Origin of the sequence: Hymenobacter negativus, from assembly GCF_017571495.1 — a bacterium.
Taxonomy (GTDB): domain Bacteria; phylum Bacteroidota; class Bacteroidia; order Cytophagales; family Hymenobacteraceae; genus Hymenobacter; species Hymenobacter negativus.
The window spans coordinates 85257-107074 of sequence record NZ_JAGETZ010000002.1 but is presented as its reverse complement, the minus strand read 5'-3'; the positions used below and the strand labels follow the sequence as shown (position 1 = coordinate 107074).

Genomic DNA, 21818 nt, shown 5'->3' with positions numbered 1-21818 from the left:
TATGCGCTACGTTTCCCTCGACCTTGAAACCTCCGGCTCTAACCCCGCCCGCCACCAGGTGCTGGAGTTGGCTGCCGTGATTGAAGACAGCCGCTACCCATTGCCCCTGACCGAACTGCCGGCCTTCCGCAGGGTGGTGCGCCACCCGGAGTATGTGGGTACGGCCGGGGCCATTGCCCTCAACGCTCGGCTGTTTGAGGAACTGGCCCGCAAAGAGCCCAACCCTGAACGCTGTACGCCCGCCGAACTGCTGCCGCAGCTACGGGACTTTCTGCTGCACCACGGCTTTCGGCCCGATAAAAACGACTGCGTGGCCGTGACCATGGCCGGCAAGAACATTGCCGTGTTCGACCTGGGCTTTCTCAAAGAACTGCCCGGCTACGGCACCCTCGTGCGGGCCGAGCCGGCTATGCTCGACCCGGCCGCATTTTATCTCAACTGGCACAAAGACTCGCGCCTGCCCAGTATGAGCATTTGCAAGGCCCGCGCTGGTCATGGACGCGATGTGGCCCACGAGGCCCTAGCCGATGCCCTGGATGTGGTACGCCTGCTCCGGCCGTTTTACGAATTGCCGGTGTACAAGCAAGTTGGTAGGAGCGAGGGCGGGCCTGAAACGCCTGCTTCGGACTAGCGGCAGCTGGTTTTTTGCACCGATGTGGGAACCCGCATTTCCCGTTGCGGTATGCACAAAATGGCTTGACAGGTTAATGGCTGCTGTCTCGTCACATGGGATTTACCAGTGTCGATGGCTGTGTGCGGCGCTGCCCGGCCGCTGCCCAATGACTATCCGTCGACAACGAAGGTCATGCCCAGGTCCACTGTATTTTAATAACGTAGTGCCGCTGGGTGAGAGCCAGCAGCCGGCTTAAATCCGCTGCAGGCTCTTGTAAAACCCTTCCTGGTACGACTTGCCGATGGGCACATAATGGCCGCCTTGCAGGTTGGCCGTGTTATCCTCAATGGACTCAATGTGCTGGGTATTGAGCAGGTAGCTGCGGTGTACGCGCACAAAGCTGGGGAACTGGCTAAGCCGGTTTTCCAGAGCCTTTAGCGTAGTGTAAACAATGTATTTATGCTTGGGCGTCACAATGTTGACGTAGTCCGAAAGGGCTTCCACGTACAGTACCTCATCGAAGTTGATGCGCACCATACGGCTGTTTACTTTCACAAACAGGTCGGCATTGGTGGGGGCTTCTACTGCCGGTGCGCCAGAGGTGGGGGCTGCAGCCTGCGCCGGTTGCACACGCTGCACGGCCTGCGTGAAGCGAGCAAAGTCGAACGGCTTCACCAGGTAGTCGGTCACCCGCAAATCGAAGGCGTCGACGGCAAAGTCCTGGCGGGCCGTGGTGATAATAACTGCTGGCGGGTCGGTGAGCACCCGCAGCAGCTCCAAGCCGGTGAGGTGAGGCATCTCAATATCCAGAAACAAGACATCGACCCGATTGCCTTCGCGGAAAAATGTCAGCCCGGCAATGCCGTCGGCCAGCGAGGCCACCAGTTTTAAGTTGGGCGTGAGTTCCACGTAGTGTTCGAGAGTCAGGCGGTTAATCTCGTCGTCGTCGATAATGGCGCAAGTCATCATAGGTAAAGAAGGGCGTAAGGAGCTAATGAAATCAGGCGAGTTAATCATTCGCCGGTATAAAGTAACCACTCAACTGGCAAAACACGGTGATAGCCCAGTTGTTGGAGCCGGCAGTAGAGGGCAGAAGTAGTTTTGGCGCTCATAAAATTCACATTATTAATACTTGCAAGAGTGTAGCTCTTCTGCTTTTGTTTCCTGCTCCCATGTCTTTGCTTCGTTTTGTACTGTCGCTTTTGCTTATCGCCCACACTTTCGCTGTGCAGGCCGGCCACGGTGCCAAGCCACTAACGGTGGCCCAAAAAGAGGCTCGCAACGAAGCCGCCGACCCCAGCTTCTCGGCGCAGCTACACGATGCCCAGCGTATCACCGGTTTCCTTGTCGATGCGCTGATGCTCAGCAATCTGCAGCATCATGCCTTGCAATCGTACACCCTAGCCAGGCATAAATCGTTGCTGCTAGCTGTAACCCCTGCTGATGTAGCCCAGGCGCAGCTGGAATACCAGCTGGCTGTTCAGCGGGTTCTGACTACCAGCCAACTGGTTGCCTACGCCACGCTGTGCCGCCGCCAAAACGGTACCATGCTCCCCCTCGATGCCGTAGAAATAGCTGCCCGCTAGCCGCTGCTACCTACGGCTTTTTGCTCATTTCCTGCTGCACCAGCGTTTGCACATCTGGCTGGTCAAAATCAGCTTCGGACTGAATGTGAGGCATTAGCCGGGCCATGATGGCATCCTGGTGCTGTCCAGCGGACCAGGCTTCGGCGTAAGGCGTGTGCGAAAACGTAACCTGCGAGTACAGCGGCGTCCAGCGGCCTGGGTATTGGGCTGATATTCGGGCCTCAATCTTCTTTTGCAGCAGGAAGCGCGGGTCGGCAACCCGGTCGCGCATCTCCACAAAGTTGTATACAGCTAGGTCGGCCATGGCGTCGGTATTGGGCTTGCGCTGCTGCTGAAATTCGGCAAAAATGGTGGGCCAGGCAGCGTCGCCGTGCTGGTCGAGTAGCTCATTGAGCACGCTGCAATCCTCAAAGCCGGCATTCATGCCCTGTCCGTAGAAGGGCACAATGGCGTGCGAGGCGTCGCCGAGCAGCAACACGTCATCGTTGAACTTCCACGGGAAGCAACGGATGGTAACCAGCGAGCCCGTAGGATGCGCGAAGAACTCCTCTTCCAGGGCCGGCATCAGGGGCACAGCGTCGGGGAAAACGCGGGTGAAAAAGGCCGTGACATCTGCTGGCGTTTGTAGCGCGGCAAAGCTCTCGGGGCCTTCGTAGGGAAAAAACAAAGTGCAGTTGAATGAACCGTCGAGATTGGGCAGTGCAATCATCAGATACTGCCCGCGCGGCCAGATATGCAGCGCATTTTTCTCTATCGCCCAGCTACCGTTGGGGCCGGCTGCAATGGTTAGCTCCTTATAGCCGTATTCAAGATAGTCCTGCGAATAGTCGTACCGGTCAGTCTTTTGCAATGCGCTACGCACCGCCGAAAACGCGCCGTCGGTGCCAAATAAACGGGTGTAGGACGCCGTGTGCTCCTGCTTGGTGGCCGTGTCGAGCAGGTGCAGCTCTTGCTGCTTTAGGTCGATGCTGAGGCATTGCTGGCTGAAATGCAGCCGTACATTGGGCTGGGCCTCGGCCAGGTCGAGCAGGCGGCGGTTGAGGTGGCCGCGATTAACTGAGTAAATGGCCTGGTCTGCCACGCCGTAGGGCTGGTGGGTGAGGTTGCCGTGCACATCGTGCATCACGCGGCCGGTCATGGGAATGCCCACCTGGCGAATGTCATCAGCCACACCTACGCCTTCGAGGGCCCGCCACCCACGGTCCGACAAAGCCAGATTGATGGAGCGCCCTTCCTGAAAGCCAGCGCGTCGCGGGTCGGCCCGCCGCTCAAATACTTCTACCGGATGCCCACGCCGGGCCAGGTATAAGGAGAGCAAGGAGCCTACCAAGCCGGCACCCATCACGGTGAGCGGCTCGGTAGCGGGAACGGATGAAGTTGGGGAGGGCATACAGCACAAGGTTGGGGTGGAGCGACGAAACTACTACCCCGCAGCCATTCAAGCCGTGAAACGTGCCAAGCAATGGTACTGACTGGCTAAGTAGAATAATTCGTCGCGTAAAGAATCCAGTTTGTCGTAAAATGCGTGCTACAAGCAACGCCTAGTGGACCTTTGACGAATTAGAACAAAAACGGTTTCTGCTATGACTCATTTTCGTTTTCGGTACAAGCGTGTAGGGTATATGCGGTGGCGCTGTCGCTCGGCCAGTCGTCGGGTGGCGTTGCTGGCATTTCCGGTAGCCTCGGTAGTGCCGTTTGCCCCCGCTACTGCTTCCTGGCGGCGCACGGTGCCTAAGCTTGCGCCAGCAACTGAACCACAGCCGGTATTAAAAATTGGAGATTTTGTGGTAGGAGAGGAAGGCGACCCAAAATTGATGGGTCATCCGGATATCCGTTATTAACTGATTATTTATCAATGGATTTAATTAAATAGTGAAAAAAATGTAATGACTGGATATTTAGGCAATAAAGGATGAAAAATATAGTAGGTTTGCAAACTATTTTTAAAAATCCTACTCGATGCGTCATTATTACTTTTTAATTATGTGGTGCCTGTTGCTGCCCTTCAGCAGCCGAGCACAGGTTCCCCAAACCATTAGCGGCACTGTGCAAACGGAGGCCGGAATGCCCCTACCAGGGGCCACTGTTTTCTTCAAAGGCACCTACAATGGTGGCAGCACGAACGAGGAAGGACAGTTCCAGGTAAAAGCGGATTTTTCCAAGGGGCCGCTCGCGCTTTCGGTGTCTTTTATTGGGTACGAAACGCAAACGCTGACGCTTAACCAGCCCGATAATACGCTGCTCGTAACCCTGCGGCCCAGCGCCGTGCTCGACCAAGTAGTGGTAGCCGCCTCGCGCGTGGAGGAAAACATTGGCCAAGTGCCGGTTACGGTAGAAAAAATCAGCCAGCGGCAAGTAGAGCAAATCACAACCCCCGACCTAGTGGCCGGCCTGGCACGCTTCAAGGGCATCGATGTGAGCAGCTCCAGCTTGCTGACCACCAGCTTCAGCACGCGGGGCTTCAACTCCTCCCGCTCGGAGCGCGTTATCCAGCTGTCTGATTACATGGATACGCAGCTCCCCAGCTTGAGCAGCTACTTTGGCAACCTGCTGGGCACGCCCGTGCTCGATGTAGCCAGCGTGGAAATTGTGCACGGCCCGGCGTCGGCCCTCTACGGGGCCAATGCCTTCAACGGTGTGTTGCTCACCAACTCGAAGGACCCTTTCAAAGACCCTGGCCTGACGGTACGCCTGCGCGGCGGCAACCGTAACCTGCTGGACGGCCAGTTGCGCTACGCCGTGAAAATCGGCGAGCGAGTAGCCTTTAAAATCGCGGGTGGAGCCACCATTGCCGACGATTTTATTGCCGATAACCAGGATGCAACCTCCACCCTGATTGAAGCAGGTAACAACCCGGCCGGCTCGAACCTGGGCTACGACGCGGTGAGCCGCTACGGCGACCTTGGCAACACTTTCACTACCGGCGCATTGGCTGGCAAAACGGTGTTTCTGCCCGGCTACACGGAGGGCGAGCTGATTGCGGGTGACAACAAGACCCGTTCCTACAAGATTGCGCCAAGCCTGTCGGTGCTGCTCACCAACAGCATCAGGGCCACGGTCGACTACAAGTTTACGCAGGCTAATACCACATACCAGAGCGCCAGCCGCTACCGTTTCGTGAATAGCGGGGCCCACCAGGGCCGGGTGCAACTCGATGGGCGCAACTGGTTTGTGCGGGGCTTTACGACGCACGACTACTCCGGTGGGCGCGACCCGCAAACCAATGGCTCGTATAACCTCGGCTTTCTAGGGGCCTTTCTGCAAACGCGCCTGGTGCCTAATACCTACGCCGGAGCCCCGGGCCAACCCGCCCAGTTGCCTTACGCACAGAATTATTTCCAGGTGTACGCCAAAAATTACGGCGACCGGCTAGCTGTCAATGGCCAGAATGCCGATGAGGCCGCCGCCTATGCCCGGACCGAAGCCAACCGCCTCGCTCCGCAGCTGCAGCCCGGAACAGCGGATTTCGATGTGGCCCGGGACCAGATTATTCACAACCCAACGCCGGGCCAGGGTGCCCGCCTGGTGCTGCGCTCGGTGCTGAACGAGGGCAGCGGGCAGTACACTTTAAACAACAGCTTTGCCGATGTGACCGTGGGCGGAGCTTACCGTCAGTTCTTGCTGGGCTCTGATGGCAGCCTTTTCGAAGATACCAAAGACGGTGACCGCATCCGGAACTACGAATATGGCGCCTACGCCCAAGCTAGTAAGACCTTGCTCGACAGTCACCTGAAACTGGCCGCCGCGGGTCGGGTCGACCGGTTTCAGAACTTTGGAACGGCGTTTTCGCCCCGCGCCTCGGCGGTGTACTCGCTGGGCACTGATAAGCTCCAGAACTTCCGGGCAAGCTTTAGCCGGGCCTTCCGGGCCCCCACGCAGAACGACCAGTATATCAAGCTGGACGTGGGCCGGGCCGTGCTGCTGGGCAACGTACGCAACGGTTTCCTGGGCTACACAACGGCGCTGGGCAGCCGTTTGGTAACCGACCCAACCATTCTGACCCCGGGCCGGGCCTCCGAGCTGGCTTCGTACGAATACAGCGGCCCCGCGCTCAAGCTGGAAGAAGTGAACAGCTACGAAGTCGGTTACCGGGCCCAGTTTTTTAAGAAGCTGTACGTGGACGTGGACTACTTCTACAACAGCTATAACAACTTCATTGCCACGCAGAACTTCATTGGCAACCTAGACGGCAGCCGGCCCAGTACCACCCAGCTTGGCGCTGGTGCCGGAGTGCGCTTCCAGAGCCCTGTGCTGGCTAATGGTACGGCCAACAGCACCCGCATTATTCAGGTTGCGGCCAACGTAGACCAAGAGGTACAAAGCCAGGGCGCCGGCCTCACGCTGAGCTACGCCTTCGCGCCGGCCCTGACCGTGAACGGCAACTATAGCTATAATGCCCTGCTGACGAAAACCTTCAAAGAAGGCACGCAGTCGTTCTTCAACACGCCGCGCCACAAGTTCAACCTGGGCGTTGATGGCCAGGCCCTGGGCCGCGCCCTGAGCTATAACGTGAACTACCGCTGGGTCGAGAGCTTCCTCTATGAATCCACCTTCGCCACCGGCACCGTGCCCATGGCCCAGACCGTGGATGCGCAGGTTGGCTACACGGTGAAGAGCCTGCGCACCACGCTCCAAGTAGGCGCCACAAACGTCTTCGATGCGCCCAACCTGCAGGTATACGGCGCGCCAAGCTACGGCCGCATCGGCTACTTCGGACTGTTGTTCGACATTAAATAAACCGGGAAATTGCGTTTGAAAAACCCCCGCCTCGACAGGTTGGGGCTTTTTCGTTATCAGCCAGCCGGGTGCACCCACCGAAACGTCAGGTTGAGCCGGGGGCCGACGGGGCGGGCCGTTTTGGGCAGGGCATGCTGCCAGTGCTGTTGCGTAGTGCCACACATAAGCAGGAGGCTGCCATTAGGCAGGTCGAGACTGAGAGGCACGTGCGCCAGCCCAGCGCGAGGGCGCATGCGGAAGCGCCGCGTGGCCCCAAGGCTGAGCGAGGCAATAGCCGGCTCAGGGCCCAACTCGGGCTCATCATCAGCGTGCCAGCCCATGCTGTCCTGGCCAGTGCGGTAAAGGTTCAGAAGCACGCTGTTGAATTGGTGGCCGGTGGCAGCTTCCACGCGCTGGCGCAAGGCTGCCAGGGCGGGCGTCCAGTTGCGGGGTTCCCAATGCAGGCCGGAGTAGGCGTAGCGTGCCGCCGGGTCGCCATACCAGGCGGTGAGGCGGGGCTGCGGAATCTCCTGCCCAAAAATGCGAATAGCCCGCTGCTCCCAAGCCACTTCGGCACTCAACCGAGCCAGTAGGTTATCGGCCTCAGGACCAGTTAGGAAAGCGTGGTCGTATAACAGGCTGGCCTGGGGCAGCAGCAAGGGTAAAAGAGGCATTTCAGGGTAGTTACTCCTTGGGCATCATTTGCTCAAATTGCTGCTGTACTTCTTTGGGCTGCTGCTTCAACATGTAGGTATTGAAGCGCTGGGCGCCGTAGGCCAGCGCAAAGCACACCAGCAAGGGGGGCAGCCAGCTACGGCTTCGGTAGCTGAGGCTACCGAAGTTGCGCGGCCAGAACCACAGTACATAAGCCAGGATGGGCGGCAAGTTGAAAAGCGGCCCGTACCAAGAGTTGAGGCCATAAATGGGCAAAGCCCATTCCAGTAGCTTTATTATCGCAAAAATATAGGCGACGAGAAACAGCACTAAGCCAAGCAAAGCTCGTTTGCGGTCGATGCGCCACAGGTTCAGGCCCAGCAAAACTCCGCCGGCCAGAAAGGTGAAAGGCACGGAAAACAGCACCACGGTAACGGGTGAGTACAGCGCAGGGCCGGTTTCGGCTTCTTCTGCCTCCGGGGTAGCTACGCGGCTGATTTGGGGGCGCGCGGCTTCCGCGGCTTCATCAAGGCGGCGCTGGTCAGCCGCAGCGGCTTCCAAGCCGGGGCGCAGGGCCTCTTCTTCGGGCGCGGGCTGACCCCGACGGCGCAGCTCATCGAGGGCTGCGAGCACAGCGGCCTCTCGGTATTGGACATGGCTGGTCACGTACTCGCGCAGGGCCGCGTCGGTTTTGAGCAGCATCTTGGCGGCGTAATCTTCCATAAAACTAAATGAGAAATGAAGAATGAGAAAAGAGGAATGAATACGAGGGCAGTCGAAATAATTCTTCGCTCCTCATTCTTCATTTCTCATTGAAAGAAGCGCGTCAGCGCGTGGCCCACCCGCTCCACATCGTCAAACGAATTATAGAGCGGCACGGGTGCCAGGCGGATAACATTTGGCTCGCGCCAATCTGCGATGATACCCTGAGCGGCCAGGAAATCAAACAGCTCGCGCCCGCGTTCGTGCACCAGCACCGAGAGCTGGCAGCCACGCTGAGCGGGGTCGGTAGGCGTGATGATTTCGAGCTTGTTGATGGGCAAGCCAAGGTTGTGGATGAGGCGTTCGAGGTGAGCGGTGAGCTGCTCGCTTTTGCGCCGGAGCACGGCCATACCGCCGGCCCGGTCCACGATGTCGAGGCTGGCTCGGTGAATGGCCATCGGGAAAATCTGGGCGTTGGAAAGCTGCCACCCGGCCGCGCCAGGCATGGGCCGGAAGCCTTTTTTCATTTGGAAGCGCACGGTAGCATCGTGGCCCCACCAGCCCGCCAGGCGCACGAGGTCGGGCCGGTTGGCGAACCGCTCGTGCACGAACACACCCGAGGTGCCGCCAGGGCCGGAGTTCAGGTATTTATAAGTACACCAGCAGGCGAAGTCCACGTCCCAATCGTGCAGCTGCAGGTGCAGGTTGCCCGCGGCATGGGCCAGGTCGAAGCCCACGTAGGCCCCCACGGCGTGACCAGCTTTGGCAATGGCGGCCATGTCGAAGGCCTGCCCGGTGTAGTAGTTCACCCCACCAATGAGAACGGTGGCCAGCGAGTCGCCCAGCTCTGCAATTTTGGCCTCAATATCTTCGGTGCGCAGGGTGTGCTCGCCGGGGCGCGGCACCAGCTCCACAATGGCATCATCGGGGTTGAGGTTGTGCAGGCGGGCCTGGCTTTCGATGGCGTACTGGTCCGAAGGGAAAGCGCCACCTTCCATCAGAATCTTGTAGCGCGTAGCCGTGGGGCGGTAAAATGATACCAGCAGCAGGTGCAGGTTCACCGTCAGGTTGTTCATCACCACCACCTCCAAAGGCTTGGCCCCTACCAGCCGGGCCGTGGCCTCGGTGAGGGTGTCATGGAAGTGCATCCAGAACGAGGGCGCGTGAAAATGGCCTTCAACGCCCAGACGCTCCCAGGTCTCAAATTCCTGCTCGGCGGCGGCGCGGGCAGCCTTGGGCATTAGGCCCAGCGAATTGCCGCAGAAGTAGGCGCAGGGCTGGCCGTTGGGGCCGGGCGGCAGGTGAAATTCCTGGCGGAAAGTGGCTAAGGGGTCGGTCGCGTCGAGGTGGGCGGCGGAAGTGGCAGTAGCGGTGGCAGTCATGGCCGCAAAGGTCGGGGAAAGGCCCTGCCGATGCTAACAAAAGGTTATGGCCTCCTGCACCGAAACAGCAGGCAGAAGTTCATCTATCAGTGTCCGGCATCGGGCGGAAGAAGTTGCGCTTGTACTGCTCGCCTGTGGTTCTGTCGGGCCAGAGAGCACCCGTTGCAAACTGCCAGGTTTGCCACAAGTTCAGGGCAATGCACAGCAAGAAAACCATTTGGAGCAGCCGCTTGCGCGGCCATTGCCAGTGCCACGCCTCCGCCAGCAGTGCCGCCAGTGACAGGGCCAGCAGCGGGTAGAGGCTGACCAAAGCCCGGGCACTGAAGCCGCCCCCGTACCACCACGCTTCCCAACTGAAGGTGACGTAGAGCAGCACTGGCAGCAGCAATACGGTAGGGGCCACGGCTGCCGGTATCTGCCGTAGCGCCGTGCCCAGCCCCAGCAGCATCAGGCCTGCTAGTGGCGTATAAAGCAGCCAGCCTTTTCGAAAGCTAAAGAGGCCCTCCAGGAGGTGAGGATGGGCGAAATCGAATTGCTCGCCGGCATAGCTGTCCAGCAGCCACTGCCCGCTGGCGGCATGCCAAAAAAACAGTTGAACGGCTACTACCGCCGCGCCAAGGCCTACCGCCAGCAACAAGTGGCCGGCGTGTGCCCGCCACATAGTGCCACGTTCCCGCAGGCTGTCCCAAGATGTCAACCCCCAAGCCAGTGGAACGAGAACATAAAGTATTTCCGGAGGCCGGCAGAGCACCGCCATTCCCAGAAAAAAGCCCATGCCGCCCGCCCAACGCCAGGTTGGGCTTTGGTACCACCGGGCCGTGCAATACAACGTGGCTGCCTGCCACATAAATAGCGCCGAATGGGCCATCGCAGCTTCGTAGCTGGTATACACCAAGAAATTGGTGCCCAGGCCCACACCGGCCAAGGTCCAGGCCGTTGTACCATCAATGAAATAGCGGAGTAGTAGCTTGCGTACTATCCATAGGCCCAGTAGCCCATATACCAACCCGGCCAGCATAATACTCTGCTGATAAGGCTGGGAAAAACCGTTGGCTGGGTCGCCGTGCCGGCTTGCATAAAGATGGGCACCCATAAACCAGGGTAGTTCACCCGCGGCTACCCCTAGGGTATATTTTGTGATGACATTGCCATTGGGAAGCGGCTGAAGGCCGATGTTGCGCACCTTGCTGGGTCTGTTGGCTTCGGCAAGTTGATAGAGCGAATCGGCTCGGCCTACGTGCTGGTAGAGCAACAGGGAGGGCAGGTAAGTATAGTAGCCACCCGGGTCCGAATCGAACACTTCCAAAGGCTTCCACCGCCGGTCCTGAAACACCGCCAGCGTGGCCAGGGTTGCTACCAGCAACCAGACATATAGCGAGTACCGATGGGACTGATTAGCGGGTTGGGGCATTCCGGCGTTGGATGGCTTCAGTTCAGTAGCCGCATTATCGGCGTAGCTATCGTCGATTGTATTGGCTGGGCTCATGCCGGCTATCGGTCTCAAATCCCTGCTCGGCGGCGCGGGTGGCCTTGGGCACTAGGCCCAGCGAATTGCCGCAGAAGTAGGCGCAGGGCTGGCTGTCGGGGTCTGGTAGTAGGTAAAATTCCTGACGGAAAGCGGTTAATGGACGTTTGCGTCGAGGTGGGTAGCAAAATTTTAGTAAATCAAGCAGGAAATCCCGAAAGAGAAAGCAAGTACTGTTCGACACGCAGCATCATTGTACATCATCTTGGCGGGCTATCCAGTACAAATACTAACCCAGCCAGGCCGCCAGCAAAAACAGATTAAGCAATACCATCTGGTACATCACATTGACGACGTATAGACCGGTGCGCACTTCACGACTATAGCGCCAAGTGCTGAAAGCGGCGAGATAGAGCCAGACATAAACGGCCCACATGAGGAAGTAAAAGATGGTTTCGCCCGGGAAAAAGCCAGGAAAGCGCAGAGGCCAGCCGCACCAAACGGCTAAGGCCAACATGAGGCTGCTCACCACACCAATCAATTGCCAGCGCGTAGTACGTCGCAGGTGTTGCCAGTGAGGCAACTGGGCTACTAATACTCCAAAAAAAGGCGTCGCAAGTACATAGCGGCTACTATTAGCAAGGTCGCCAGCCTGATAGAGCCCCAAAAATGCCAGAATGCCTACGCAGTAGCCCAGCGAAAAAACGACGGCTCGCGAAGGCGCTACCTCAGCCGGACTAGGTCGCAGCCAACCCCGCAGCCAGCGAATACATAGCCCCAATGCCGCCCCTGTTGCCAGCGTTACCGTGAGTAAGGCCAGCAGGTCTAGCCCTAGCATGGGTGCCCCGGCCGAGCTGTGCAGTTGCTTTGGTAGCAGCCAGGTTATTTCGTGGCCCCAGTGCTGGTAGGATTCGAGAAGCGCAAAGGCATTGCCGGTGGCTTTCCAGTGCAGGTACATCACCATACCTAGTGCGGCGGCTATTGTAGCCAAGCCGGCACTTAGGCGCAGGGCCAGCCGGGGCAGGTCGGCCCGGCTGGTGCAGGCCAGCACTTCGGCCAATACTAGGGCTGGGACGAAGAGCGTGGCAGCCGAACGGGTGAGGCAGCAGCCCAATAGCCCCAGCAAGGTGAGACCCAGATGCTGGCGATGCAGGCCACGTAATAAAATGACGCCGAAAAAGAAGAACAGTGCCTCAGCATAGGGCACTAGGCAAAACATAATCGATGGTAGCGACAACAACAATAAGACCTGGTGTCGCCGTAAGCCAAAGGTGCGGCCTAGCCACGCCCCGCTCAGCAGTAATAGCCCCGCATTAAAGATGCTAATGCCCAATGCATCAAGTCCCAGCAAGCGCCATAGGTAAGGAAAAAGTGGGAAAAAGGGTATATTGCTTTGGCCTTCGTTAGCAATGTAACCATTCAAATGGACACCATAAAACCAACCTGCGTCCCAGCAAATAAGCTGCGTGGAATTGGGGGCGTAGTCAAACAGCCCAAAATTATAGAAAGCAGCGTATAAGGCTACCACCAGCAATCCGTGTATGGCCAAAACCAGCAGCCACGCTGGCCCTGATATTTTAGTGGCCATTATCAGCGGATTGGACGGAGTTGCTGTCTTCATTTTCAAGGGTAACATCATCAATATAAACAGCGTTGTTCTCGCCAACATTAGGTCCCCACAAGCATACTGCTATCTCATCAGTGGGGCGGAGGTCGCGCGGCAGACGGGTAAACAGTGTGGTCGGTTTCCATTGTCGACGCTGGCGTACGGCTTCGTTCAAGACCATCTGCTGGAAGTGAAGCAGACCTGCCGTTTTGCCAGAATCAGGCCGTTGCACGAGCAAGGTTAAGTTGGCAGAGTTTTGACGAATTCCAGATTGCCACATCCACAGCCGCAGCCGCAGGTGGCGGGGACGACCCAATGCTTCCCAAGTAGTGCCGCACAGCAGAGCTGTGTTATGGCTCTGGTCTAGCTTAACTGCAAATTGTCCGGAATGGACTTGTTCAGAGCTAAGGCTAGGGGCTGCAATGTCCGCTACTACGGGACCACTAGGACTAATGGGCTGCTCAAAATCTTGGCTGAATATTACCTGACCCAAGTCGGGCGGAGTGCAGCCTGCCAGCAGCACTAATCCTGGCAGCGCAAGCCAAGTTGCCAATTGCCTAAGCCGGATTGGGCCTGAAACCATTCGGAATTTTTTTACTAAAAAATAATGGGCTAAAGTTAATACTAGATAAACCGTCTTGCCGATAGCCCCAGCCAGTCCAGCGCATTCTGGCCCAGCATGCGGGCCTTAATATCGTCCGCAAAGGGCATGGACTTGATGAGCTGACCCGGTTCCAACTCACCCAGCGGAAATGGGTAGTCGGTGCCAAGTGTGATTTTGTCGGCGCCGAGCGTCTTCATCAGGTAGTCCAGCATCAGCGGGTCGTGCACCAGAGAGTCGACCCAGAACTTGCCAAGGTACTTGCGGGGGTTGTGTGGGTTATCAATGGCGCACAAATCCGGTCGCACCTGCCAGCCATGCTCGATGCGACCGATGGTGCTGGCGAAGGAGCCCCCACCGTGGGCTACTGCTACGCGCAGGTTGGGCAGCCGCTCCAGCACCCCGCCAAAGATGAGTGAGCACAACGCCAGCGTGCTTTCGGCGGGCATGCCCACCAGCCAAGGGAGCCAGTACTTGGGCATTTTTTGTTGGGCCATCATGTCCCAGGGGTGCACAAATACGCAAGCACCCAGCTCTTCGGCAGCGGCGAATACTTCGAACAGCTCCGGCGCGTCTAGGTTCCAGTCGTTGATGTGCGAGCCAATCTGCACGCCAGCCAGGCCAATTTTCATGCAGCGCTCCAGTTCCCGAATAGCCAGGTCGGGGGCCTGCATCGGGATGGTGCCTAAGCCCACAAAGCGGGTGGGATAACGGCGCACCACATCAGCAATGTGGTCGTTCAGCAGTTGGCTCAAATCGAAGCAATCCAGTGGCTGGGCCCAGTAGCTGAACATCACGGGTACCGTGCTCAGCACCTGCACCTGCACGCCAAACTGGTCGTACTCGCGCATCCGCACGGCGGGGTCCCAACAGTTGTCCTGCACTTCGCGGAAGAACTTGTCGTCCTGCATCATGCGGGCGCAACAGGGCTTATGGTGGTCGAGCCGGATGAAGCCGCCGTAGCCGTACCGTTCGCGCAGGTCGGGCCAGCGCTCGGGCAAAATGTGGGTGTGAATATCGATGGAAAGCAACGGGCAGGGTGGTGGGCGAGGGGAGTGGGGGATTGGGTAGCGCAGAACGGCTACTAGGCAACCGGAGCGGGGGCTTCCATGTAAGTGCCGCACACTTTGCAGGTGCGCTTGTTGTCGTCTTGCCAAAAGGCGTTCATGATGGGCGGCAGCTGAGCTACTATATCTGTGATTTCAGCAAATTCTTCGTAGAGCTTGTTGCCGCAGTTTTCGCAGTACCACTGGAAGCCATCGGGCTCGTCGGTGGTGCGGTAGCGTTCCAGCACCAGGCCTACCGTGCCGGCCGGCCGCCGCGGGGAGTGCGGCACGTAGGGCGGGAGCAGGAACATCTCGCCGGGCCCGATGGTGATGTCGACGGGCTTGCCATCCTCAATGATTTTCACGGTCATCGTACCCTCAATTTGCCAGAACAGCTCCTCGCCGGCATCTACGTGGTAGTCTTTGCGGGCGTTGGGGCCACCCACCACCATCACGATAAAATCTTTATTGTCTTTGAACACCTGCTGGTTGCCCACCGGGGGCTTTAACAGGTGGCGGTGTTCGTCAATCCATTTTTGGAAGTTGAAGGGGCGCGTTATCATGGGCAGGAAATTAAGGGGGAGTGGCATCAAAAATAGCCATGCAACAGTCAGTGCTGCGCTGAGCAGAAGCGAAAGCCTTGCAATCGACCGCCCGCAACTGCTTTTAAAGTGCCAAATAATACTTTGAATTGCCGTTCGGGCTTCGCAAAAAGGTTGCGCTACTTTTGTCCAATGGCCGGGCCACGTCATTATTCCTTTCAGCGGCTCCTATGGCACTATGAAAAACGGGTTGCGCATCATTCTTCTGCTAGCCTTCTACGGCCTGTTGTTCGTAGTCTTTACCTGGCCGCTGGCGGCAAATTTCAAGATATCTTTTTTAGCTGTATCAGGCGGTGACTCCTGTGGATACATCTGGGATGCCTGGCATTTTCGCAAGCTGGCGCTCAGTGGGCATAACCCATATGTTACGGATTGGCTGTTCTTTCCTCAGGGCACCGGACTTATTATGCACGGCTACCTGCCCGTGCTGGGCCTGCTCAACTTGGGTCTGAATAACCCTATTCTGGCCGTGAATTTGGGATTGCTACTGAGCGCTGCTGCATCAGGCGCGGGGGCTTATCTGCTGGCGCGGCGTTGGGTGCAAAGTCCGGTTTTAGGTTTGTTGGCGGGCTTTGTTTTTACGTATTCGCCTTTCAAGCTGCAGCGCCTCACCCAGCATTTCAACCTGCAGCTTACGGCTACCATCCCGTTCTACATTCTGCTATTTTTGAGGGCCTTTGAGTTTACGGAAGGAAAGTTTCTGCCACGGGTGCGTAGTTGGGGTGCGGTAGTGGGGTGTTTTGGGCTGGGGGTGCTCACGCTGCTCAGCGACTATTACGTGCTATTTGGGCTACTGTATTTTTCGCTGGCGTATGCGGCGTGGTTCTGGTTTCGCATCGGGCGCATCAATTGGCGGGCATGGCGTACCTGGGCATGGCTCGTGGTTATTCTGGTAGCCGGGCACATCATTGTCAGGCTGTTGCGCTTGTCGGGCCTGCCCGAATTCAGCCTCTGGTGGGCCGGCGATTTGGTGGCTTTCCTGATGCCACCGCCAACCAGCCGGTTCCTCTACAGCGACTGGGCGGCGCGGCTTTACAACAACGCCAAGGTATTCAACGCACCTGGCTCGCTCGAAAACACGCTCTTCATTGGCTACGCGCTGCCTCTGCTGGCACTGGTGCTTTGGCTGATGCGTCTGGCCCGGCAACGGCCGTTGTCACAACGCTTTCAGAGTGAAAAGGGCCGGCCACTGGCTTGGGTGTTGGTCATTTTTTTGCTCTTCACCGTGCCAACCATGCGCATTTATGGGCACGACCGGCTAAATCTGCCCACTGCTATTATCCATTTTATTCCCTTTTTTAACAATATTCGGTGCCCCACCCGCTGGATTCTGATGGTGGGCCTGTTGCTGCCCATTGTTTCCTTCAGTGCCCTAGAAGCTGCTTGGACCACCCGGCTGGCACCGGCCATGCGTCTGGGGTTGAGCCTGCTGCTGGCAGGTCTGGTGCTGGTGGAATTCTGGCCAACGCCCTACCAGCGAATGTCGCAGGCTGCTATACCCCGTGTGTTTCGGGAAGTAGCTAAGCTGCCAGGTACGTCGCTGGTGCCCATTCCGTTGGGCATTCTGGACGGCACCCGCCAGGTAGGGTTGATGCAGCCGGAGCATATGTTCTACCAAACGGAGCACGCGAAGAAACTACCCATCGGCTACTTGTCGCGGGTGTCGCCTGAGCTGTTTGCATCGCTCGACCAGCAGCCCGTGCTACACGCTTTGCTCCAATCCCAGACCCATCCGGACTCCTTGCTTCCCGCGCCGCCCACGGCCCAGCAGATGCAGGATTTCCTGCGCACCTACGACCCTGCGGCTTTCGTTATCCATCCCGACTTCCGTGACAAACCGGTGCATGCCTATTTACGTCAGCTGCTACAGCCATACGGCTACCAGGAGCAGTTGGTGGATGGATACGTGCTGCTGGCGCTGCCGTCCCGGAGCAAAGATGCTTCCGTCTCGCCCCGTAAGCCGTAATTCGTGAAGGAATACGCTGGTGAGAAAAGGAGCATGCTGGTCCGTTGTCAGGCCGGCGTGTTTATTCGGATATTTGCGGAGCCTTCCTCACTTTTCTGGTCCCTCATTGCCTAATTCCCTACCTGCTTCGGCATTTGCGCTCGTGCTGCCTTGCTACAAGCCACCGAAAGGCTGGGCGGCTAATATCCTGACCAGCCTGGACCGATTGCAAGCACTTCTGCCGGCCGATGTAAGTGTGCATTTATACCTCATCAACGACGGTTCAGTTGGTTTAGCTGAGGCTGATTTAGCGCTGCTGCGGGCGCACTTGCCCCAGTTCACCTACCTGCACTACCCCGTCAACCACGGCAAGGGCTATGCCCTGCGCACCGGTGTTACCCAGGTTCAGGAGGAGTTGTGCCTGTTCACCGATATCGATTTTCCTTACGAAGAAGCCAGCGTAGCGGCGGTATTCGAAACCCTGCGCACCGGCCGGGCCGACGTGGCTGTGGGAACCCGTGATGAGTCCTACTATGCGCACGTTCCCCAGGCCCGGGTTTTGATATCAAAAACCTTGCGCCGCAGCACCCGCCTGCTGTTGGGGTTGGCCGTTTCGGACACGCAATGTGGCCTGAAGGGCTTCAACCAGCGCGGCCGGGCGGTGTTCCTACATGGTCAAATTGACCGCTACCTGTTCGATTTGGAATTTATTTTTCTGGCTTCGCGGCCGGCCGCCGGCCTACGGGTGGAGCCAGTAGCCGTGCGCCTGAAGCCGGGTGTCATCTTCTCGCGGATGAGCCCCAAAATCCTGCTCGCCGAAAGTGGGAGCTTCCTTAAAATCCTTTTAACCCGCTTCACATGAGTGCCCGCTTGTCTCCTCGGGCAGTGGCATTGCTCACCCACGGCGTAGTGCTGCTTGTATTGGTGCTTGTGCTTGCGGGGCTGTTCGGCCCCGTGTTGTGGCACCCCGGCCGCTACCTGTTCAGCTCGGCCGAAGACGGCCTGAAGAACTATTACACGTCCCTCTGGTACGTCCGCCATGATGCTGGTCTGTGGTTCACGGGTATGAGTTACCCATTTGGTGAGCACGTAGTCTTCACCGACAACCAGCCGCTGCTCTCTTTCGTACTGGCGGCGCTTCAGCGTCGGGGCGTAGCCGTAAACACGGTTGCTGTGTTCAATAGCTGCATGTTGGGCGCGCAATTGCTGAGCGCTCCGCCGCTGTTGGCGCTGCTGCGACGCTGCCGCCTGCCAGCTTGGTACGCCGGCACAGTTACCGTCCTGATAGTGCTGCTAGCCCCACAGATGGAGCGGCTGCTCGGTCACTATGCACTGTCTTACTCCTGCGTTATCCCTATTCTGTGGTACGTGGTGGTGCGCGCTACCGAGGCCCGGCGGCGCTGGGGCTGGTATGGCACCTACGCGGCAGTCACGCTTTTTTTCGGCTGTCTGCACCCGTACTATTTCCCTGTCAGCGCCCTGCTGCTGCTGGCCCACAGCGCCGTGGAGTGGTGGCAGACCTCCGGCAAAGCCCTCTGGCCCCAGCGCATCACTTACTGGCTGCCCGTGCTGCTTACACTGGCAGTACCCGTAGTGTTGTTTCAAGTCACACTGGCCCTGACCGACCCCTATGCGGCCGGCCGACCGAGTAACCCCTACGGATTCTTCGCCTATAGCTCTTCGATTTGGAGTGTGTTTTTTCCGGTCGAACAACCCGTGCTTGGGTGGTGGCAAAGCATTTTCCATACCCCCGACCCCAGTTGGGAAGGCCAGGCTTACGTGGGCTTGGCAGGCACTGTGGTAGTCATTGGCACACTGGTGCGTGTGGGATGGCACCTGCGGCGGCGGCACTGGCAGCGGCTGCGGCGGCCGGCGCTGCCGCCGGTGCTACGCATCAGTTTATGGGCAGGCTTTTTGATTTTGTTGTTTGCCATGGGATGGCCGTTTCGGTGGGGATTGGAGGGCCTGCTGCCATTCCTGGGGCCACTTCGTCAGTTCCGTTCCATCGGACGCTTCGCTTGGATTTTTTACTACTTCTACTCCGCATACGGCGCTTATGCGCTGTACCAGGCTTTTCGCTGGCTGCGCCAGCACCACCATGCGCTGCCGGGAGCGATAATGCTGACGACAGCCCTGCTGTTGTGGGCCGCCGAAAGCGTATTCAGCACCGGGCACAAAGCCTTCCAGATTCGGCACCCACACTACCCCACCCGCGTGCTGACGACAGCCCCTGGTCAGCAGCCCGTTTACCAGCGCCGCCTCGCTATTGCCGGTCGGCGCGTTGCGGATTTTCAGGCCATCCTGCCTATTCCGTATTATGCGCTTGGGAGCGAGGTTTTTGCCACTTTCAATAGCGACAAAAGCTCGTACGAAAGCATGCGGGCTTCCCTCGAAACCGGCCTGCCCATCGCGGCTACCATGCTGTCGCGCACGCCGCTCCACGAGGCACAGGCATTGATACAGGTGCTTAGTAACCCGGCCATCGACAAAACGCTGCTAACGTATTTGCCCGACCAACGTCCATTGCTGCTGGTCGTGTCAGCCACTGCCCCGCGCGATTCGGCCGAAGCTTCCTTATTGGCTCGTGCCCAGGTTTTCTACCGCGACTCGGCAGTGTGGTTGGCTGCGCTGCCGCTCAATAGGCTGGAAGCACGTGCACCCTTGGTCGCGGAGTTCAGGCAGCGGCAGGCCGCGCTCCGGGCGTATCCGGGCTACTGGTCTTCGGCAGACTCGCCGCAAGTTGTGCACCGCAGCTTCGATACGGCCAAGCCCGTGGGTAAATTTTCGGTTACGGCCGCGCCATTATTGGGCATGGGCGCCCAGGTCGTACGCAAGGGTCTGTTCCTGCTAGCCGACCAGCCGTTAACCCAGGCCGGCTCGTACGAAGCCTCGGTATGGGCCTACGTGCGCACCGACGACTTACCCAGCCTGCACTGGCGCCTAACCGATGCTCAAGGGGTGGCGGGAGACAGCAGCGTAGTTGAAACCAAGTTTGGTATCGATGTGCTGGGTGATTGGGTGCGCTTGACGGCTCATATCCATAGCCGCCGGCCTGGCCAGCAGCTACGCATTTGGATGAAGGGCCGCAAGTATGTCTTCGATGAGTTTGAGCTGCGACCCGAATCTGCTGCCATCTGGCGTTATGACTCCCTGCACACTACTTTGATTCACAACAACTACCCACTCATGCCCGCGCCCAGGCGGTCCAGCCATCACTAAATTAGCGCCCTCACTGCCATCAAGGGACCATCCTCACACTCTTCACTGTTTTCGAATTTTTTACTTTTCTATGGACTTTGCTCCTTACCGCGCCTTGGTGGGCGGCAGTACCCAAGGCATCGGCCGCGCCGTAGCTCAGCTGCTGGCCGAGCGTGGCTGCGCTGTCACGCTATTGGCTCGCAACGAAGAGCGACTGCGCGAAGTCGCCGCCGCCCTGCCCACACCCGGCGAAGCCCGCCACACCTATCTGGTGGCCGATTTCGATGACCCCAGCCACCTCGAGACCGTGGTGCAGGACTACCTGGCTGAGCACCCCGAAGGCTTCCATATTTTGGTAAATAACACCGGCGGCCCTCCCGGTGGCCCCTTGCTGGATGCTCCAGTCGATGCCTTACGCATTGCGTTCAACCAGCACATTGTGTGCAACCACCTGCTGGCCCAGGCCGTGGTGCCGGGCATGCAAGTAGCAGGGTATGGGCGCATCATCAACGTTATCAGCACGTCAGTAAAAGTGCCATTGGCGGGCCTGGGGGTAAGCAACACCATTCGTGGAGCCGTGGCCAGTTGGGCCAAAACCCTTGCCAACGAGCTGGGTCCGGATGGCATCACCGTCAACAACGTGCTTCCCGGCGCCACCGTAACCCATCGCCATACTTCGCTCATCGAAAAGAAAATGGCGGAGACTGGCAAACCCACCGAAGCCATCGAAGCCGACATGTTGAAGACAATTCCGGCCCGGCGCTTCGGGCAGGCCGAGGAAGTGGCTGCCGCCGTGGTTTTCCTTGCCTCGCCAGCAGCAAGCTACGTCAACGGCACCAGCGTACCCGTAGATGGCGGCCGTACCGGCGCACTTTGACGCTTCGCTTCATTCCTCATTCTTCGTTAAGTGAAGCGTTTACCTTTGTTGCTTTCCAGTTGTCTTCAACCGCTATTCAGTGATAAAATTCGACACCTTATCCATCGTTATTCCGGTTTATAACGAGGCCCGTACCATTCACCAGATTCTTGATTTGCTGCGCGAACTTAAGCTGGTCAATAATATTAGTAAGGAAATTATCCTTGTCAATGACTGCTCCACTGATGCCTCAGCCGAGACCATCCGCGCCTACGCAGCTCGCTACCCCGAATTAGGCCTGCGCCTGCTTGAACACGCCGTGAATAAGGGTAAGGGCGCCGCGCTGCACACCGGCATTCGCGAAGCCACCGGCGATTATGTTATCATCCAGGACGCTGACTTAGAGTACGATCCAGAAGAATATAACTTGTTGATTAGGCCGGTGTTGAAAGGCTTTGCCGACGTGGTATTCGGCTCGCGCTTCATGGGCGGCAACCCGCACCGTATCCTGTTCTTCTGGCACAGCATCGGCAATTATTGGCTCACCCTGCTCTCAAATATGGTGACCGACCTGAACCTGACCGATATGGAAACCTGCTATAAGATGTTCCGGCGCGACATCATTCAGGGCCTCACGCTGGTGGAAAACCGCTTCGGTTTCGAGCCCGAAGTAACCGCCAAAGTATCCCGTGTAAAGGATGCTCGCATCTACGAAGTAGGCATTAGCTATTACGGTCGCACCTACGCCGAGGGCAAGAAAATTGGCTGGCGCGACGGTTTCCGTGCTATTTACTGCATTCTAAAGTACGGCCTGCTAGGGCAATAGCTGTGAACGTAGGTGTTGGA

General features: G+C 58.1%; 18 protein-coding genes. 9 read left to right on the top strand and 9 right to left on the bottom strand.

Going from position 1 to position 21818, the window contains the following annotated elements:
- Window position 1 precedes the first annotated feature (1 nt).
- Window positions 2–631 carry a hypothetical protein gene (locus J4E00_RS04685; protein ID WP_208173874.1) on the top strand — a complete coding sequence of 210 codons (630 nt, stop codon included), beginning with the start codon at window positions 2–4 and terminating at the stop codon, window positions 629–631.
- Between the two features lie 234 nt (window positions 632–865).
- Here J4E00_RS04685 and J4E00_RS04680 read toward each other — a convergent pair whose 3' ends face one another.
- Window positions 866–1582: a LytR/AlgR family response regulator transcription factor gene (locus tag J4E00_RS04680; RefSeq protein WP_208173873.1), complete on the bottom strand. Its 717-nt coding sequence runs from the start codon at window positions 1580–1582 to the stop codon at window positions 866–868.
- A 203-nt stretch (window positions 1583–1785) separates the two neighbouring features.
- Here J4E00_RS04680 and J4E00_RS04675 point away from each other — a divergent pair, with 203 nt between their 5' ends.
- Window positions 1786–2199 carry a hypothetical protein gene (locus tag J4E00_RS04675; protein ID WP_208173872.1) on the top strand — a complete coding sequence of 138 codons (414 nt, stop codon included), beginning with the start codon at window positions 1786–1788 and terminating at the stop codon, window positions 2197–2199.
- A gap of 10 nt (window positions 2200–2209) precedes the next feature.
- On the opposite strand, the gene J4E00_RS04670 is transcribed toward J4E00_RS04675, so the two are convergent.
- Window positions 2210–3589 carry an FAD-dependent oxidoreductase gene (locus J4E00_RS04670; protein ID WP_208173871.1) on the bottom strand — a complete coding sequence of 460 codons (1380 nt, stop codon included), beginning with the start codon at window positions 3587–3589 and terminating at the stop codon, window positions 2210–2212.
- Window positions 3590–4182: 593 nt separating this feature from the next.
- Between J4E00_RS04670 and J4E00_RS04665 the strand changes: the two genes are divergently transcribed.
- Window positions 4183–6936, top strand: coding sequence for a TonB-dependent receptor (locus J4E00_RS04665; protein WP_208173870.1), 2754 nt, complete (start codon window positions 4183–4185; stop codon window positions 6934–6936).
- 56 nt (window positions 6937–6992) lie between these two features.
- On the opposite strand, the gene J4E00_RS04660 is transcribed toward J4E00_RS04665, so the two are convergent.
- From J4E00_RS04660 to J4E00_RS04640, 5 genes are all read right to left on the bottom strand, one after another.
- Window positions 6993–7589 (bottom strand): alpha-ketoglutarate-dependent dioxygenase AlkB family protein, encoded by a 597-nt coding sequence (locus J4E00_RS04660; protein ID WP_208173869.1) that lies wholly within the window; start codon window positions 7587–7589, stop codon window positions 6993–6995.
- A 10-nt stretch (window positions 7590–7599) separates the two neighbouring features.
- Window positions 7600–8292, bottom strand: coding sequence for a hypothetical protein (locus J4E00_RS04655; protein WP_208173868.1), 693 nt, complete (start codon window positions 8290–8292; stop codon window positions 7600–7602).
- Window positions 8293–8378: 86 nt separating this feature from the next.
- Window positions 8379–9653 (bottom strand): kynureninase, encoded by a 1275-nt coding sequence (gene kynU / locus J4E00_RS04650; RefSeq protein ID WP_208173867.1) that lies wholly within the window; start codon window positions 9651–9653, stop codon window positions 8379–8381.
- A gap of 79 nt (window positions 9654–9732) precedes the next feature.
- The gene (locus tag J4E00_RS04645; RefSeq protein WP_208173866.1) at window positions 9733–11139 is read right to left on the bottom strand and encodes an ArnT family glycosyltransferase; all 1407 of its coding nucleotides are present in this window, start codon (window positions 11137–11139) and stop codon (window positions 9733–9735) included.
- Between the two features lie 268 nt (window positions 11140–11407).
- Window positions 11408–12337: a hypothetical protein gene (locus tag J4E00_RS04640; RefSeq protein WP_208173865.1), complete on the bottom strand. Its 930-nt coding sequence runs from the start codon at window positions 12335–12337 to the stop codon at window positions 11408–11410.
- Window positions 12338–12659: 322 nt separating this feature from the next.
- Here J4E00_RS04640 and J4E00_RS04635 point away from each other — a divergent pair, with 322 nt between their 5' ends.
- Window positions 12660–12968: a hypothetical protein gene (locus tag J4E00_RS04635; protein ID WP_208173864.1), complete on the top strand. Its 309-nt coding sequence runs from the start codon at window positions 12660–12662 to the stop codon at window positions 12966–12968.
- Window positions 12969–13348: 380 nt separating this feature from the next.
- On the opposite strand, the gene J4E00_RS04630 is transcribed toward J4E00_RS04635, so the two are convergent.
- Complete coding sequence (locus tag J4E00_RS04630; RefSeq protein ID WP_236049481.1) at window positions 13349–14356, bottom strand: amidohydrolase family protein; 1008 nt, start codon at window positions 14354–14356, stop codon at window positions 13349–13351.
- 53 nt (window positions 14357–14409) lie between these two features.
- The gene (locus J4E00_RS04625; protein WP_410779743.1) at window positions 14410–14934 is read right to left on the bottom strand and encodes a 3-hydroxyanthranilate 3,4-dioxygenase; all 525 of its coding nucleotides are present in this window, start codon (window positions 14932–14934) and stop codon (window positions 14410–14412) included.
- A 217-nt stretch (window positions 14935–15151) separates the two neighbouring features.
- Between J4E00_RS04625 and J4E00_RS04620 the strand changes: the two genes are divergently transcribed.
- The 5 genes from J4E00_RS04620 (at window position 15152) to J4E00_RS04600 (ending at window position 21798) form a co-directional block, all read left to right on the top strand.
- Entirely contained in the window at window positions 15152–16939 is a 1788-nt protein-coding gene (locus J4E00_RS04620; protein WP_208173863.1) for a hypothetical protein, read from the top strand.
- Window positions 16940–17045: 106 nt separating this feature from the next.
- Window positions 17046–17780 (top strand): glycosyltransferase, encoded by a 735-nt coding sequence (locus J4E00_RS04615; RefSeq protein ID WP_208173862.1) that lies wholly within the window; start codon window positions 17046–17048, stop codon window positions 17778–17780.
- Window positions 17777–20137, top strand: a complete 2361-nt coding sequence (locus J4E00_RS04610; RefSeq protein ID WP_208173861.1) for a hypothetical protein — start codon at window positions 17777–17779, stop codon at window positions 20135–20137. The genes J4E00_RS04615 and J4E00_RS04610 overlap by 4 nt, the downstream gene beginning before the upstream one ends.
- A 70-nt stretch (window positions 20138–20207) precedes the next feature.
- Window positions 20208–20993, top strand: a complete 786-nt coding sequence (locus J4E00_RS04605) for an SDR family oxidoreductase (RefSeq protein WP_208173860.1) — start codon at window positions 20208–20210, stop codon at window positions 20991–20993.
- 82 nt (window positions 20994–21075) lie between these two features.
- A complete protein-coding gene (locus tag J4E00_RS04600) occupies window positions 21076–21798 on the top strand; it encodes a glycosyltransferase family 2 protein (RefSeq protein WP_208174396.1) in 723 nt (240 codons plus the stop codon).
- The last annotated feature ends 20 nt before the right edge of the window (window positions 21799–21818 follow it).